The sequence below is a fragment of the Niveispirillum sp. genome (genome assembly GCF_017996735.1).
Lineage (GTDB): Bacteria > Pseudomonadota > Alphaproteobacteria > Azospirillales > Azospirillaceae > Niveispirillum.
The window spans coordinates 140494-155228 of record NZ_JAGOGJ010000003.1 but is presented as its reverse complement, the minus strand read 5'-3'; the positions used below and the strand labels follow the sequence as shown (position 1 = coordinate 155228).

Below are 14735 nucleotides of genomic sequence, written 5' to 3'. Positions count from 1 at the left end.
TATGTAGCATGGACCCCCGCAATTTCACACCGGTGGCAGAGCCTCATGCGCTGATTTGATCCAGCACAGGATGCCTAACCCCAGCGGCCGGCGCGCAGGCTCCGGATCTCCTCCACCTGTTCATGCAGGTCGATGGCGTGATGGACCAGGGCGGTGGCCATGTCGGCTTCCAGCGGCTTGGCGAACAGGTACCCCTGCGCCCGGTCACAGCCCATCTGGCGCAGCAGCGCCTCCTGCGCCTCCGTCTCCACCCCTTCGGCCACGACACCGAATTCCATGATGCCGGCGATATGCAGAATGGCGCTGACCAGGGCCAGGCCTTTCTCGTCCCTTGCCATGCCGGTCACGAAGCTGCGATCGATCTTGATCGTGTCGACGGGCAGGTTCTGGAGGTAGGCCAGGGACGAATAGCCCGTGCCGAAATCATCGATGGCCAGCCCGATGCCCAGGTCCCGCAACCCCTGCAGAATGGTGATCGCCTCCCCGCCCTGGCCGATCAACCCGCTTTCGGTGATCTCCAGCCGCAGCCATTCCGGCCGGCATTCCGTCATCTCCAGCACGCCCGTCACCCAGCGCACGATATCCAGCCGCGACGGGTCAAGCTGATAGGGCGAAAGATTGACCGAGACATAGAGCGGCTTGCCGGCCCGCCCCCGGTTCCATTTCGCGATCTGGCGGCAGGACTGGACCAGGATATGGTTGCCCAGCGGCACGATCAGGCCCGTCTCCTCCGCCACCGACACGAAGGTGGTGGGCGGGATGGGGCCATGGTCGGGGTCGGTCCAGCGGGCCAGCGCCTCGAACCCCGCCAGTTCCCCGTCGGCCAGCCGCACGATCGGCTGAAACACCGGCCGCACGCCGTTGGTGAAATAGATGGCCTGGCGCAGCCGGTCATAGATGACATGGCGTTCGGTCAGCCGCGCCCGCATCGCGGCGTCGAACACGCGCCGTCCGCCGCCGCCCGCCGCTTCGGCCTCCGCGCTGGCAATCTCGGCATCGCGCAGCAGGGTGGTGGCATCGCTGGCCCCCTGCGCTTCCGGCACCACGCCCAGACTGGCCGTCACAAACATCTCCCGCCCCGCCACCGACAGGGGGGCCCGCAGCGCGTCGCGAACCGTGTGGGCGATGCGCTCGGCACGGTCGGCCGCGTCGCCATCGAAGGACAGGACGGCGAATTCACCGGTATCGATGCGGCCCAGAAGGTCCCCCGCCGGCACACAATCCCGCAGCCGCTTTCCGACAGCGGCCAGCAGCGCGTCGGAATCCGCCTCGCCCAGCGTCGCCTTCAGGGCGCGGAACCGGTCCAGGCCGATCACGGTGACGGCCGTCTCCGTCTCCACGCCCAGCGCCTGCTGCAGGGCCTGCAGGATATGGGCGCGGTTGGGCAGACCCGTGACCCTGTCGAAATTGGCCATGACATGCAGTTGCTGCTCTGTGCGGCGGCGATAGATCTCCGCCTGGCGCTCGGCCAGCAGATGGTGCAGTTCCTGGGCCAGTTCCAGTTCGATATGGCTCCACCCGGCCTGCCCGTCCCGCAGCAGGACGACATGCCCGTCCGGCACATCGATGCCCAGCACCCCCTGCCGCCAGGCGATGCCCTCGCGCCGCGCCGCACCCGGCGCGCCCAGCGCTTCCAGCCAGTGTGACAGGGGCGCCAGATCATGGCTGGCCCAATGGCTGCCCTCGATCCCCGCGATCATGGAAGCGTGGGGCAGAAGCTCGCGGATCACCGGCTGCGCCGCCATCAACCCGTCGGTCAGTTGCACGCCCTGGCGCAGCAGCCGCGACAGGCGGGTCAGGCCACGGGCCGCCGCCGTGCGCGCGGCGATGCTGGCCCGTTCCTCCAGCGTCGCGATCTGTGCCGCCACGATCTCGCCCAGCGCCTCGCACAGGGCGCGCACGGAGGGGCTCACCGCATGGGGGGCGACGCTTTCGCACCAGAGATATCCCCACATGCGGCCCCCGACCAGCAGGGTGACCGCCAGCACGCCCCGCACCTGCCGCCGATGCCCATGGCCCTGGAACAGGCTGGTGGGATGGCGCAGGCTGACGCGGCTGAGGTCCAGGGGCGCCGATGTCAAGGGATTGACCGCCGGCAGCAGCGCCACCGGTTCCGCCCCCATGTCATGCACCAGCCGGGCGCGGTTCAGTTCCAGCAGCGTGGTTTCCAACGGCCGCAGCGGGACGAAGCCGACGGCCGGCAGTTCCCCGCTGCCCGGCGCCGCCGCGACGGACACTATTTCGGCCTGCCCGCCTTCCGGCATGCGCACGAACAGCGCACGGTCATAACCGGTAAGACGGCGCAGATCCTGCGCGACGGCCGGCGCCAGGTCCGCCACGGTCCCGATATGCCGGTACCGGCGGATGGCCGCTCCGAAACCGGCGGCCACCATGCCGGCATCCCCCAGGGGCGACGCCTCTTCCAGTTCCAGGATCAGGCCACCATCGTCCCATTGCCCATGGGCGATCAGCCGGCGCCTCTGGCCGTCCCGATCCAGGCGCAGGGGCACGGGGCCAATGGCATCGGCCCCGGCCTGCGCAATGGCACGGTCCAGGGCCCGCGCCGCCACGGGGCCCAGCAGGTCCGCCACCGTCCTGCCCAGCGCCTCCTCCACGGTCATGCCCAGCAGGGCCGGCAGATTGGCGCCGGCCTGGATCAACCGGCGATCGCCGGGATCCAGCACCAGCATCCATCCGTGCGGCTGGATCAGATCCAGCCTTTCGCCGGATGCATCGCCGCCCGCCGCGATCAGCGACAGGGGATCTGACCATCCTTGGGCGGGGGGAACCAGCATCGGCAGAGGGGACCAGGCAGCGGGACGGGAAAGGCGGAAACGACAGGGAAGCGGATAACCACCCATCTGTCGGTGAGAGCAATCACATAAGTGTCGATGCGTTAATATTGCGTTGAACTGGTCTGGTAATTGCGGTGAATCAAAATGCCGCGACGGGAAACCAGCATGCCGTGTCCGTATCCATATTGGCAACAAACTATTCGGCCTGCGCCACCCCGATTTTTCCCGGTCCGTGCCCAAAAGGGGTATGGAGGCTAGCTTCTTGATCCGCTGGGAAATTGCGTCGGCGGCACGGGACGTGATAACGATAGTGGCAAAAGAATGTTCTGGTCGGAGTTTGCCCGGACCATGTGGATCAAATGCAGTGTGCCGGCCGGTAGACGAGGTGCCTTCTTCGCCTCGCGGCTTTCTGGTGCCTTGGTCCCGTCCCCGGACCGGGGGCGGCGGAGTATGCGATGCTAGGCTCCCTTCTTCGTCGACTGACCGGTCACCGCGCGGAACCGGCGCCCCAGGCCGTTCCCGCCCCGCCCGTCATGGATAATGTACGACCCGAGATACCGGCGCCCGCGGAGGCGCCTGTGGAAACGGATTTGCTGGTCTCCACCCTGGAAGCACCGGCGGGCGGCATGGGGAAAAGCCCCGTCTTCTCCTCCCGCGCCGTGCGTGACGCCACTGTCGTGACGGGAACGATCGAGTCGCTGACCCGATTCGTGGGTGGGCAGGATGTGCTGGACGACCTGACCTGGCGGTTGGAAAGCCTGACCCCCGATCAGGTGAATTTCCTGCAATTGTCGGCCGAACCCGGCCTGATCCAGCGGGCACAGACCCGAAGCGAGGCGATCAAGGGCGCGAAGGCCGCCGCCTTGCGCAAACTGCTGACCGATCTGGTCGGCGGGGCCATCCCCGAACCGCTGGATCGCACCAATCCGCTGTCCCTGCCCAAGGGACCGATCATACCGCCTCTGACGTCGCTGCAGCCGCGTTCGGTCGGTGCCGTATCCGACACAACGGGCGCCGCCGTTACCGGCACGATCGCCCCGGCAACGGCACCCGCCACGGGGACGCCCAGCCTGACCACGGCACCGCCGCTGGCCACGCGCCCGATCCCGCCGGCCCCAACCAAGCCGGTGACGCCACCCCCGCAGCCGCCATCACGGCCGTCGGTCCCGGTTACACCCGTCGCGGTTGCCCCCGCTCCGACCGCACCGCAAGCGGCGGCAACCGTGGTGGAAAAGGCGCCCGAACCTCTGCGGGCCGCCGCCCCGCCGCCGAAGCCACCGGAACAAAAACCGGTGGAGGCCCGGCTGGCGGAACCGGCACCGGCCAAGGCGCCGCCCAAGGCACCGGAAGCCCCCGCCAAGGCGGTCGAAAAGCCGGCAGCCGAGCCGGTGTCGCCGCCAGCCCCGCCAAAGCCGGTAATGCCACCGGCGGAAGCCAAGGCTGCCATTGCTTCACCCCCCCCGCCGCCACCGGCCCCCGTCCCGCCAGCGCCGAAAGCACCGGAGCCGGCAAAGGCGGCGGAGCCTGTCCGGACGGCCGCGGAACCACCAAAACCCGTTTCATTGCCGGAGCCGCCCGCACCCACCCCGTCGGTGCCCCGGTTGGGCCGCCAGGACGCGGAGGCACGGCGGGCGCGCCTGTTGGCATCCTTGAACGATACACTCTCCTCCAGCGAGGCCGCCCCATGAGCATGCCGTCCAGCGACACCACCGACGCGCGCAAGCTGGCGGAGGCGGGGGCCGGTGGCGCCCCCCTGACCGGAGAGGTTCAGGACAGTGTGGATGCGTTCGATTACGCGGAAACCATTGTCCGCGACCTAGCCCTGCATGTCGGGTCGCGGCTGCGTGATTTCCGCTCCGATCTGGCCGCCATGCATTCCGCCGTGGTGCAACTGCCGGAGACGATGAAGATCAACGCCCTGGGGCAGAACATCCAGGAACTGCGCGAACGGCTGGCCCACCTGACCGGGGTGGTCAGCCAGCAGGTCACGCGCTATCCGGAGGAACTGGACCGGGTTTCGAAATCCGCCTCCGAACTGCTGAACCGGGTCGCGGGGCTGGAAAGCTGGATCGCGGCGGCCCGCCAGACCATGGCGCAGGGGGGCGAAGCGCCCAACCTGCCCATCCCGTCGGGCGGCTTTGTCGGCCATGACCAGTTCGAGGCCATTATCGGCCAGGTGCATGAAAGCATCCTGCGCGTTGTCGGCGCGGTGCGCGACCTGCAACTTGATGTGCGCGACATCCGCAGTGATTTGCGCAAGGTCCCCACCCTTCCGGCCGAAACCGTCGCGGCACCCGAGCCGGCCCCGGCCGTTCCGGTGCCGGACCATGGCCCGGCCCTGGCCGAGCTGTCCCGGCGGCTGGCCGCCCTGGAAAACCGCCCGACCCCGGCCAGCGGTCAGGCCCTGGCCGATCTGGAGCGCCGGTTGAAGGCGCTGGAGGACCGTCCGGTCAGCGTGGCACCTGCGCCCGTCGCACCCGTCGCGCCCCCGGCGCCGGTTGCCGCCGCAATCCAGTCCGATGTCGCGGCCCTGGTCTTCGGTGCCTGGCACCGCCTGTCGCTGCCGGCCGGGGACAAGGCCCTTTCCCAGACGGTGGAGGTTGTGTCGTCGGCCCTGTCGCGCACCTTCGATCAAACCACCCGGTCGCCGCAGGTGGCCAAGGGGTCGGGTATTGTGGCCGTCGCCACGGCGACGCGCGGCGGCACGCCCATCACCGCCCTGCTGGCCACGGAGGATCTGTGCGGCCGGGCCTGGACCCTGGGTGCGGATGGGGCGGAAATGGCCGCCGGGGCCGATGGGGACAAGCCGGCCGCCGTGCGCACGCCCTGCTGGCGGGCCCTGCTGGCCGCGACCGCCCTGGTGGAACAGCAGCAGCCGGGCACCAAGGTGCTTCCCATCCTGGTCTATGGCCATGGCACCATCGACAAGCTGCCATCGCGGGAAGATATGGCCGCCCATGCCGGAAAGCTGGGTGTGGCCGTGGCCGCCGAACGGCTGCTGGTGGTCGGCGCGCCGGATCAGTCGGGCCATGGGGGCTTTGCCCAGCCGCGTGACCTGATGGCGGCGCTGACCGATCTGGGTCTCTGACCCCGCCATGGCGCGCATCCTGGTCACGGGCTTCGCGCCCTTCCTGGGCCATGCGGTGAACCCCACCGCCTGGCTGGCCGAACGGCTGCACGGGTCGGCGGTGGCCGGGGTCGATCTGGTGGGCATTTGCCTGCCCGTCACCTTCACCGGCGCCGTTCCGGCGCTGCTGGACGCGGTGGCGGTGCATCGGCCCGATGCCGTCCTTATGTTCGGCCTGGCCTATGATACCGACAATATCCGGCCCGAGCGGCTGGCGCTGAATCTGGACGATGCGACGGCCCCCGACAATGACGGGGTGATCCGCCGCAACCAGCCCATCGATCCGGCCGGTCCCATGGGCTACTGGTCGTCACTGCCGCTGGACGCCATCATCGACGATCTGGAACAGGGCGGGTTCACCGTGAAGACCAGCCGCGATGCCGGCGGCTATATCTGCAATCACCTGTTCTTCGGCATGCGGCACGCCCATCCCGATCTGCCGGCCGGCTTCATCCATGTGCCGCCCTTCCCCGATGGATTGAAACCCGAGGATCGGGGCCACCGCACGGGCATGGACCCGGACCGGCTGCAACAGGCGGCCCACCTCATCCTGGCGCGGATCGCCCGAGTATGTTAGGTTTATTTTCTTATCACCAGACCCGCCAAGCGCGGTGAAACGCCCCCCTGTTTTACGTTGCATGATGTTTCACAGGACCCGGAGTCCGAATGCCCTCGTCTCCGAATGGGGCGGGGCGGGACGCATTTGCTTCCCCCTGCCGGGGAAAGCCGGTAGCATGGCCTGACCTTCGTCACCCGCCCCCGCCAAGGGATTTTCCGGGATCATGCAGATCTATCTTCCCATCGCCGAACTCTCGGTCAACGCCCTGTTGATCCTGATGCTGGGCGGCGGTGTGGGGTTCCTGTCGGGCCTGTTCGGGGTGGGCGGCGGCTTCCTGATGACGCCGCTGCTGATCTTCATCGGCGTGCCGCCGGCCGTCGCCGTGGGCACCCAGGCGAACCAGCTTGTCGGCGCCTCCGTCTCCGGCGTGCTGGCCCACTGGCGGCGTAACAATGTCGATGTGAAGCTGGGAAGCGTCATGCTGATCGGCGGTGCCGTGGGCACCGGGCTTGGCGTCTGGCTGTTCGGCCTGTTGCAGAAGCTGGGCCATATCGATCTGGTGATCTCGCTCTCCTATGTGCTGTTCCTGGGCACGGTCAGTTCCCTGATGCTGACGGAAAGCGTGCGGGCCATCGTGAAGGGGCGGGGCGCGCCGGTGCGGTCCAAGCTGCACCACCATACCTGGCTGCACGGCCTGCCCTTCAAGATGCGGTTCCCGCGCTCGCGCCTTTACATCTCGGCGCTGCTGCCGGCCTTCATCGGCTTCGTGGGTGGCGTGCTGGTGGCCATCATGGGTATCGGCGGCGGCTTCCTGCTGGTGCCGGCCATGATCTATATCCTGGGCATGCCGACGGCGCTGGTGGCCGGCACGTCCCTGTTCCAGATCATCTTCACCACGGGCCTTGCCGCCTTCCTGCAGGCGGTGGGCAACCAGACGGTCGATATCGTGCTGGCCCTGCTGCTGCTGGTCGGCGGTGTCATCGGGGCGCAGTTCGGCACCCGGGCCGGGGCCAAGCTGCGCGGTGAGCAGGCCCGCGCCCTGCTGGCCCTGATGGTTCTGGCGGTGGCGGTGAAGCTGGCCGTGGACCTGATCATCCGGCCGGAAGACATCTATTCCATCACCCTGCCGGTGATCCGATGACCCGCCGGTCCCGCCGCCTTCTGGCCCTGCCCGTCGCCATCCTGGCCGGTTTCTGCCTGTGGCAGGCCAGCCGCCCCGCTTGGGCACAGTCGCTGGTGGCCGACCTGTCCAGCCACCTGATCGCCATCACCACGGGCTTCACGGGTACCGATGTGGTGCTGTTCGGCGCCGTTGACGGGGATGGCGATGTGGCCGTGGTGGTGCAGGGTCCGGAAGGGGAAGTGACGGTCCGGCGTAAAGGCAGGGTGGCCGGCATCTGGATGAATGTCGAGGATGTGGCCTTTGCCCGCGTGCCCGCCTATTACAATGTCGCCGTCACCGCGCCCCTGGACGGGGTGGTGCCGCCGACGGTGTTGCAACGGCATGAGATTGGTCTGGATTATGTCCGCCTGCTGCCGGAAAAGGCGAAGCTGACGCCGGAAAAGCTGGCGGAATTCCGCGCCGCCCTGATCCGCAACAAGCAGCGGGCCGGGCTGTACACCACGGAAGTGGGCGAAGTGTCCTTCCTGGGCCAGCGCCTGTTCCGCACCCGCATCTATTTCCCGGCCAATGTGGCCACGGGCACCTATACGGCATCGGTCTTCCTGATCCGTGACGGCGACGTAGTCAGTGCCCAGACGACGCCGCTGCTGGTCTCCAAGATCGGCTTTTCCGCCAACGTGTTCGAGTTCGCGCAGCGCAATTCCGTGTTCTACGCCATCCTGGGCATCATGCTGGCGGTGACCTCGGGCTGGCTGGCCGGAATCGTCTTCCGCAAATCATAATGGCCTTCGGGGGGAGGCAACCATGACCGACAAGACCCGCATCTTCCTGGTTGTCGTGGACGAGTCGGAGGAAATGACCGTCGCCCTGCACTATGCCGCCCGCCGGGCCCGCACCACGGGGGGCAAGGTGGCGCTGCTGCATGTCATCCCGCCGTCGGAGCTGCAGCACTGGGGCGCCATCGAGGAATTGATGAAGCAGGAGCAGCGGGAGGAGGCTGAGCAGCTAATGCAGCGGCTGGCCAAGGAGGTGGTGGATATCGCCGGCTCCATGCCCATGCTCTATATCCGTGACGGTCAGGCCAGCGAACAATTGATGAAGCTGATCCAGGAGGAGCCCAGCATCTCCATCCTGGTGCTGGCGGCCGGCACGGGACGGGGCGGGCCGGGTCCGCTGATCAGCTATGTGGTGGGTCAAATGGCGGGCAATCTGCGTATCCCCGTCACGGTGGTGCCGGGTTATCTGTCGGACGAGCAGTTGGACGCCATCACCTGACCCCGCGCCAGCTTTCCAGGGCCTTGCGCAGGGCATCGGCGAAGTCCCTGCGCTCATCGGGCGACAGGTCGCTGCCGACCACCAGATGCCGTCCATGGCTGGTCAGGGTGATCTGGCTGCCGGGCTTCAGCGGTTCGTCCAGATGCACGCGCAGCCAGCCGGGCGGCAGAGTCCAGACCTGACGCCGGTTGGACGGGTCCACCCGTTCCACCCTGAGCGCCCGGTCGGTCAGCTCCACCGTCTCGAACGCCGTCCCGCTGCGGTAGCTGGCCTTGAACGCCCAATAGAGCAGGGCCACGTCGACGCCCATGAAGCCGATGACGGGCCAGGCCCCCGACAGGTAGAAACCCAGCCCCGTGGTCAGGCTCAGCGCACCCACGCACCAGATCAGGCGCCGGAACCCGGTCGGGCTCAGGCTGCGGTGGGGATGGATGACGGCCCGGAACAGGACCGTGCCGTCATCAGGTGATGGGGCGGCCGCATGGTTCATGGGCAAGACGATAGGGCGGGAAGGACCGCCCGGCAAGGTGGGGCGATTGCGACAGGCTGTCCCGCCGATTATGGTGGGGACCCCATGTTCCTGCCCGGATTACCCAATTGAAGCGCGCCGCCATCGACGAATTCTTCCGCCGCCTGTCGGACCATAATCCCGAGCCGAAGACGGAACTGGAATATTCCAACCCCTATACGCTGCTGGTGGCCGTGGTGCTGTCGGCGCAGGCCACCGATGTCGGCGTGAACAAGGCGACCCGCGCGCTGTTCGAAAAGGCCGACAATCCGGCATCCATGCTGGCCCTGGGCGAGGCGGTGGTACGTGACCATGTGAAGACCATCGGTCTTTACAAGACCAAGGCCGCCAATGTGATCAAGCTGTCGGAAATCCTGGTGCAGAAGCATGGCGGGCAAGTGCCCAAACGGCGGGAGGATCTGGAGGAATTGCCCGGCGTGGGCCGCAAGACCGCCAATGTCGTGCTGAACACCGCCTTCGGGGAACCGACCATCGCCGTCGATACCCATATCTTCCGCGTGTCCAACCGCACCGGTCTGGCGCCCGGCAAGGACGTGGAGGCGGTGGAGCAGGCGCTGCTGAAGCGGGTGCCCAAGCAGTGGCGGCTGAACGCGCATCATTGGCTGATCCTGCACGGACGTTATGTCTGCAAGGCGCGCAAACCGGATTGCCCCGCCTGCATCGTCCGTGATCTTTGCGGATTCGAGGCGAAGGTGCTGGAATAGGGCGCCCGCCGGTCAAGGATAGGATTGAATGACCACCGCGCCCGACCCGGGTTTCGCGCTTTATGTGCATTGGCCGTTCTGCGCGTCCAAATGCCCTTACTGCGACTTCAATTCCCATGTCCGGGAAAAGGTGGATCAGCCGCGCTGGGCAGAGGCCATGCTGCGCGAGCTGGATCATTTCGCCGACCTGACGGCGGGCCGCAGGCTGACTTCTGTCTTTTTCGGCGGCGGCACCCCGTCGCTGATGCCGCCATCGACGGTGGAAGCCATCCTGAAGCGGGCCGACCAGCGCTGGGGATTGCCGGCCGGGACAGAGGTGACGCTGGAAGCCAATCCGACCAGCGTCGAGGCCGACAAGTTCCGTGCCTTCCGTGCCGCCGGGGTCAACCGGGTCAGCCTGGGCATCCAGGCCCTGAACGAGACCGACCTGAAGGCATTGGGCCGCCGGCATTCGGCGGACGAGGCCCTGACCGCCATCGGTCTGGCCCGGTCGATCTTCCCCCGCTACAGTTTCGACCTGATCTATGCCCGGCCCGGCCAGACCGTGGCGGCCTGGCGGGAAGAGTTGTCGCGCGCCCTGGACCATGCCGTCGGCCACCTGTCGCTCTATCAGTTGACCATCGAGGAGGGCACGCAGTTCCACACGCTGCATGCCCGTGGCGAGCTGGTCCTGCCGGAGGAAGAGGTACAGGGCGAACTTTACACCGCCACGCAGGACGTGCTGAACGCGGCCGGCCTTCCCGCCTATGAAGTGTCGAACCATGCAAGGCCGGGCGAGGAAAGCCGCCATAACCTGACCTATTGGCGCTATGGCGACTATGTCGGCATCGGGCCGGGTGCCCATGGGCGCCTGACCCTGCCCGGCCAGGGCAAGGTCGCCACCCGCACCCACCGCGCACCGGAAATCTGGCTGGACCGGACGCTGGCCACCGGTACCGGCGCCAAGCCGTTCGAAGCGGTGGCGGCCGCCGACCGGCTGACCGAGATGCTGATGATGGGCCTGCGCCTGTCGGAAGGGGTGGCGCTGGACCGGGTCACGGCGGAAACGGGCCAGCCCTTGGCCGACTGGATCGAACCGTCCCGGCTGGACAGCCTGATCCGCCACGGCATGCTGGAACGGCGCGGCGATGTCCTGGCCGCAACCCGTGACGGGCGCGAACGGCTGAATGCGGTCCTGTCCCGGCTTTTGGGATGATCCCGACCCGGTGGCAGCCGGCGCCGAGGGAGCCTTAAAGAAACCCCGCCTATCCTGCAGGATAGGCACGGCGCAATGAAGTAGATAAAAAACTACGTTAATTTTCGGCACATCCATGCACTTCGACATGTCATGGCGGGTTATCGCCAAGGACTGTTGATGCATGAACGGTGATCATATTCCGTGATGCGGCCGACTGGTTTGTTGATGTCGAAGTTGAAGCGGTTTGATTTATTAAGCGAACCATTTTTCTTCGTATCTCCGGGAAACCTTTTCGTTGCCTGTCCGGTAATCCTTCGGTGGGGACGGAATGCGTGACAATGGGCCGGTGACGAACCGCGAAGTCGAAATGACGGAAGGCGAACTGCTGGTGTCGAAGACCGACACGGGCGGCCGCATCACCTTCGTCAATGATGCGTTCATCGCCATCAGCGGCTTTTCCGAACAGGAACTGATCGGTGCCCCGCACAATGTCATCCGCCATCCCGACATGCCGAAGGAGGCTTTTGCCGACCTTTGGGCCACGGCAAAGGCGGGCCGTCCCTGGGAAGGGCTGGTCAAGAACCGCTGCAAGAACGGGGACCATTACTGGGTCCGGGCCAATGTCACCCCGCTGATGGAGGATGGAGAGGTCGTCGGTTACATCTCCATCCGGTCGAAACCCTCGCGGGCCGATGTCGCGGCAGCCGACGCGCTGTACGGCGCCATGCGCGCCGGCCGGGGTGGCAATATCCATATCCGCCAGGGGGTGGCCGAGGCCACGGGCCCGTTGGCCATGGCGCGTCACTGGTTCAATTCGGTGCGCGGCCGGCTGGTGCTGGTCTTTACCCTGATGCTGGCGCTGCAGGTGCTGATCGGCGGCCTGGGCATGAAGGCGACCGACGATGGCCATGACCGCATCGCCCATCTGAACGAGGAAGCGGTCGTCCATATGCGCCGGCTGAAGATCGTGTCGGATGCCTATGCCGTGTTCATCGTTGATGCCTCGCATAAGGTGCGCAACGGCAACTTCACCTGGGATGAAGGGGTGAGGTCCATCGACAAGGCCCATACCGATATCCGGCGGGAATGGGGCGACTTCACCGGATCGGACATGGACCCGGATGAACGCGCGCTGATCGCCAAGGTCGCGCCGCTGCTGGGGGAAGCCGACCGCACCGTCAATGCCCTGCTGGCCGCCATGAAGGCACAGGACCGCGCGGCGCTGGACCAACTGGTCCGTGAAAAGCTGTATCAGACCATCGACCCGGTGTCCGACATCATCAGCCAACTGGTTGACATCCAGCTTGCCCACGGACCTGAGGCATTGGCCGATAGCGAGGCCGAACACACCGCCCTGCTGTGGGCGCAATCCATCATCGGGCTGCTGGGTCTGGCGCTGACCATCGCCGCCGGCCTGTGGCTGCTGCTGACCATCCGCCGGCCCATGGAAGGGATGCATACCGCCTTCGACGCCATTGCCGCCAACCGTATGGACCAACCCATCGAGATGCCGGCTGCGCGGGAATTCCGCGGTGTGTTCGCACAGTTGCGGGCCACCCGCGCCAAGCTTGCCTTTGCGCGGGAGGAGCGGCAGGTAACGGAGGCCAAGTCGCGGGCGGAAACCCGTCTGCGGCTGCTGGAAACCTGCGACGCCATCGAAACCGACCTGATCTCCACCTGGCAAGGGGTGGAACAAAGCTGCCAGCGCGTGGTCGGCGGCATGGAACGGCTGGGCCATTCCATGGGATCGGTGCGGGAAAATGCCGTGCTGCTGGCTTCCATCGCCGAACAGACTTCTGCCAATGCCCAGAATGTCGCCGCCGCGACGGAGGAACTGGGCGTGTCGGGAACAGAGATCGCGCGACAGGCCGCCCTGTCCAGCCAGGTGGTGGCCCGCGCCGTGGCCAGCGCCCGCGATGCCCAGGATGCCGTGTCGCGCATGGCCGAGGCCACGGGCGAAATCCGCTCCGTTGTCGGCCTGATCGCGGAGATCGCGGAGCAGACCAACCTGCTGGCCCTGAATGCCACGATCGAGGCGGCCCGCGCCGGAGAGGCCGGCAAAGGCTTCGCCGTGGTTGCGTCGGAGGTGAAAAGCCTGTCCAACCAGACCCGCAATGCCACGGAGGATATCGCACGCCGCATCGAAGCGGTGCACAGCGCCGTGGAAGGCAGCGTCGATGGCATCAATGCCGTGATCCGGGTGGTGGAGGAGATCAACCACACCGCCACGGCCACCGCCGCCGCCGTGGAGGAACAATCCGCCGCCAGTGCCGAGATCGGCCGCAACGCCGAGGAGTCGGCCAGCGGCGCGGCCCAGGTGTCGGAAAGCGTGACCCACATCAGCGGCGATATCGATCAGGCCGGCGAGGTTGCCGGTGAGGTGGAAGCCCGCATCGCCGATACGCAGCGTTCCGTTTCCGCCCTGCGCACACGGCTGCTGACCACGCTGCGCCAGTCGGTAGCAGGTGACCGTCGCGGCCATGACCGTATCCCGACCGACCTGCCCGCCCATCTGATCAGCGGCGGTACCGACCAGAAGGTGACGCTGCTGGACCTCTCCACCGATGGCGCCCTGTTGACCATGCCCCCGGGGTTCAAGGCGGACCCCGGTGCGCGCGCTCAGTTGAAGCTGCCGGAACTGGGCACCATTTCCGCCCGTCTGGTGGGCGGCAGCGATCTGGGCCTGCACGTGAATTTCGAACCACGGGCGCAGGAACAGGAGGCGCTGGAGAATTTTGTGCAGCGCCTGGTCAATGCGGAGTCGAAATTTGTCATGGCGGCACAGGAAACGGCGGGCAAACTGTCCGCCGCCCTGGAACAGGCCCTGGCGGCCGGCCGGGTCAGCGAAGAAGACCTGTTCTCCACCGACATGCAACTGGTGCCGGGGTCCAATCCGGAGCAGTTCATCTCTCCCTTCACGGCCCTGACCGACGAGCTTTTCACCCCGATCCAGGAATCCGCCCTGGCGCTGGACCCGTCAGTACAGTTCTGCGCCGCCGTGACCAATATCGGCTATCTGCCCACCCATAACCGGAAATTCAGCGAGGCGCAGCGGCCGGGCGAGCGTGACTGGAATATCGGTCATTGCCGCAACCGCCGCATCTTCGACGACCGGGCCGGCCTGGCCGCCAGCCGCAACAGCCGGCCCTTCCTGATGCAGGCCTATACGCGTGACATGGGCGGCGGGGTGACGGTGCGGATGAAGGAAGTGGACGCCCCCATCATCGTGGCCGGCCGCCGTTGGGGCAACCTGCGGCTGGCCTACAAGAAGTAACCGGCGGGCATGCCCCCATGGTTCCTTACCATAGGGGCTTTTCCGGGCGCGCGAATGCCGCTATATGGGGGTCGTGGTTGGCGTCCGTAGCTCATCAGGATAGAGCGCCGGTTTCCTAAACTGGAGGCAGCAGGTTCGAGTCCTGCCGGGCGCGCCACATTTCCCCCAAAAA

Annotated in this window: 11 protein-coding genes and 1 tRNA gene; 10 read left to right on the top strand and 2 right to left on the bottom strand. The window is 66.8% G+C overall.

Annotated elements, in window-relative coordinates:
• Nucleotides 1-74 precede the first annotated feature (74 nt).
• Complete coding sequence (locus tag KBA48_RS02470; RefSeq protein ID WP_292903367.1) at nt 75-2795, bottom strand: EAL domain-containing protein; 2721 nt, start codon at nt 2793-2795, stop codon at nt 75-77.
• Nucleotides 2796-3373: 578 nt separating this feature from the next.
• Here KBA48_RS02470 and KBA48_RS02465 point away from each other — a divergent pair.
• From KBA48_RS02465 to KBA48_RS02440, 6 genes are all read left to right on the top strand, one after another.
• Nucleotides 3374-4483 carry a hypothetical protein gene (locus KBA48_RS02465; RefSeq protein WP_292903365.1) on the top strand — a complete coding sequence of 370 codons (1110 nt, stop codon included), beginning with the start codon at nt 3374-3376 and terminating at the stop codon, nt 4481-4483.
• Entirely contained in the window at nt 4480-5883 is a 1404-nt protein-coding gene (locus tag KBA48_RS02460) for a hypothetical protein (RefSeq protein ID WP_292903364.1), read from the top strand. Before KBA48_RS02465 ends, KBA48_RS02460 begins: the two co-directional genes overlap by 4 nt.
• Nucleotides 5884-5890: 7 nt before the next feature.
• On the top strand, nt 5891-6499 hold the full coding sequence (locus tag KBA48_RS02455; protein ID WP_292903362.1) for a pyroglutamyl-peptidase I: 609 nt from the start codon (nt 5891-5893) through the stop codon (nt 6497-6499).
• Nucleotides 6500-6704: 205 nt separating this feature from the next.
• Nucleotides 6705-7622: a sulfite exporter TauE/SafE family protein gene (locus tag KBA48_RS02450; protein WP_292903360.1), complete on the top strand. Its 918-nt coding sequence runs from the start codon at nt 6705-6707 to the stop codon at nt 7620-7622.
• Nucleotides 7619-8386 carry a TIGR02186 family protein gene (locus tag KBA48_RS02445; protein ID WP_292903358.1) on the top strand — a complete coding sequence of 256 codons (768 nt, stop codon included), beginning with the start codon at nt 7619-7621 and terminating at the stop codon, nt 8384-8386. Before KBA48_RS02450 ends, KBA48_RS02445 begins: the two co-directional genes overlap by 4 nt.
• A gap of 22 nt (nt 8387-8408) precedes the next feature.
• Nucleotides 8409-8879 (top strand): universal stress protein, encoded by a 471-nt coding sequence (locus tag KBA48_RS02440; RefSeq protein WP_292903357.1) that lies wholly within the window; start codon nt 8409-8411, stop codon nt 8877-8879.
• Here the strand turns inward: KBA48_RS02440 and KBA48_RS02435 are convergent.
• Entirely contained in the window at nt 8872-9369 is a 498-nt protein-coding gene (locus KBA48_RS02435; RefSeq protein ID WP_292903355.1) for a DUF2244 domain-containing protein, read from the bottom strand. The genes KBA48_RS02440 and KBA48_RS02435 overlap by 8 nt on opposite strands.
• Nucleotides 9370-9476: 107 nt before the next feature.
• Between KBA48_RS02435 and nth the strand changes: the two genes are divergently transcribed.
• The 4 genes from nth to KBA48_RS02415 all read left to right on the top strand — a co-directional run bounded on the left by nth (nt 9477) and on the right by KBA48_RS02415 (nt 14720).
• Nucleotides 9477-10112 carry an endonuclease III gene (gene nth / locus KBA48_RS02430; protein WP_292903353.1) on the top strand — a complete coding sequence of 212 codons (636 nt, stop codon included), beginning with the start codon at nt 9477-9479 and terminating at the stop codon, nt 10110-10112.
• 28 nt (nt 10113-10140) lie between these two features.
• Nucleotides 10141-11307, top strand: a complete 1167-nt coding sequence (hemW, locus tag KBA48_RS02425) for a radical SAM family heme chaperone HemW (RefSeq protein WP_292903351.1) — start codon at nt 10141-10143, stop codon at nt 11305-11307.
• Between the two features lie 310 nt (nt 11308-11617).
• On the top strand, nt 11618-14563 hold the full coding sequence (locus KBA48_RS02420) for a methyl-accepting chemotaxis protein (RefSeq protein WP_292903350.1): 2946 nt from the start codon (nt 11618-11620) through the stop codon (nt 14561-14563).
• An 80-nt stretch (nt 14564-14643) separates the two neighbouring features.
• A tRNA-Arg gene (locus tag KBA48_RS02415) sits at nt 14644-14720 on the top strand.
• Nucleotides 14721-14735 lie beyond the last annotated feature (15 nt).

Bases quoted from the DNA above. Each gene is read 5' to 3' on its own strand.
- KBA48_RS02470 (WP_292903367.1), bottom strand. From the start codon at position 2,795: ATGCTGGTTCCCCCCGCCCAAGGATGGTCAGATCCCCTGTCGCTGATC.
- KBA48_RS02460 (WP_292903364.1), top strand. From the start codon at position 4,480: ATGAGCATGCCGTCCAGCGACACCACCGACGCGCGCAAGCTGGCGGAG.
- KBA48_RS02455 (WP_292903362.1), top strand. From the start codon at position 5,891: ATGGCGCGCATCCTGGTCACGGGCTTCGCGCCCTTCCTGGGCCATGCG.
- KBA48_RS02450 (WP_292903360.1), top strand. From the start codon at position 6,705: ATGCAGATCTATCTTCCCATCGCCGAACTCTCGGTCAACGCCCTGTTG.
- KBA48_RS02445 (WP_292903358.1), top strand. From the start codon at position 7,619: ATGACCCGCCGGTCCCGCCGCCTTCTGGCCCTGCCCGTCGCCATCCTG.
- KBA48_RS02440 (WP_292903357.1), top strand. From the start codon at position 8,409: ATGACCGACAAGACCCGCATCTTCCTGGTTGTCGTGGACGAGTCGGAG.
- KBA48_RS02435 (WP_292903355.1), bottom strand. From the start codon at position 9,369: ATGAACCATGCGGCCGCCCCATCACCTGATGACGGCACGGTCCTGTTC.
- hemW (WP_292903351.1), top strand. From the start codon at position 10,141: ATGACCACCGCGCCCGACCCGGGTTTCGCGCTTTATGTGCATTGGCCG.
- KBA48_RS02420 (WP_292903350.1), top strand. From the start codon at position 11,618: ATGCGTGACAATGGGCCGGTGACGAACCGCGAAGTCGAAATGACGGAA.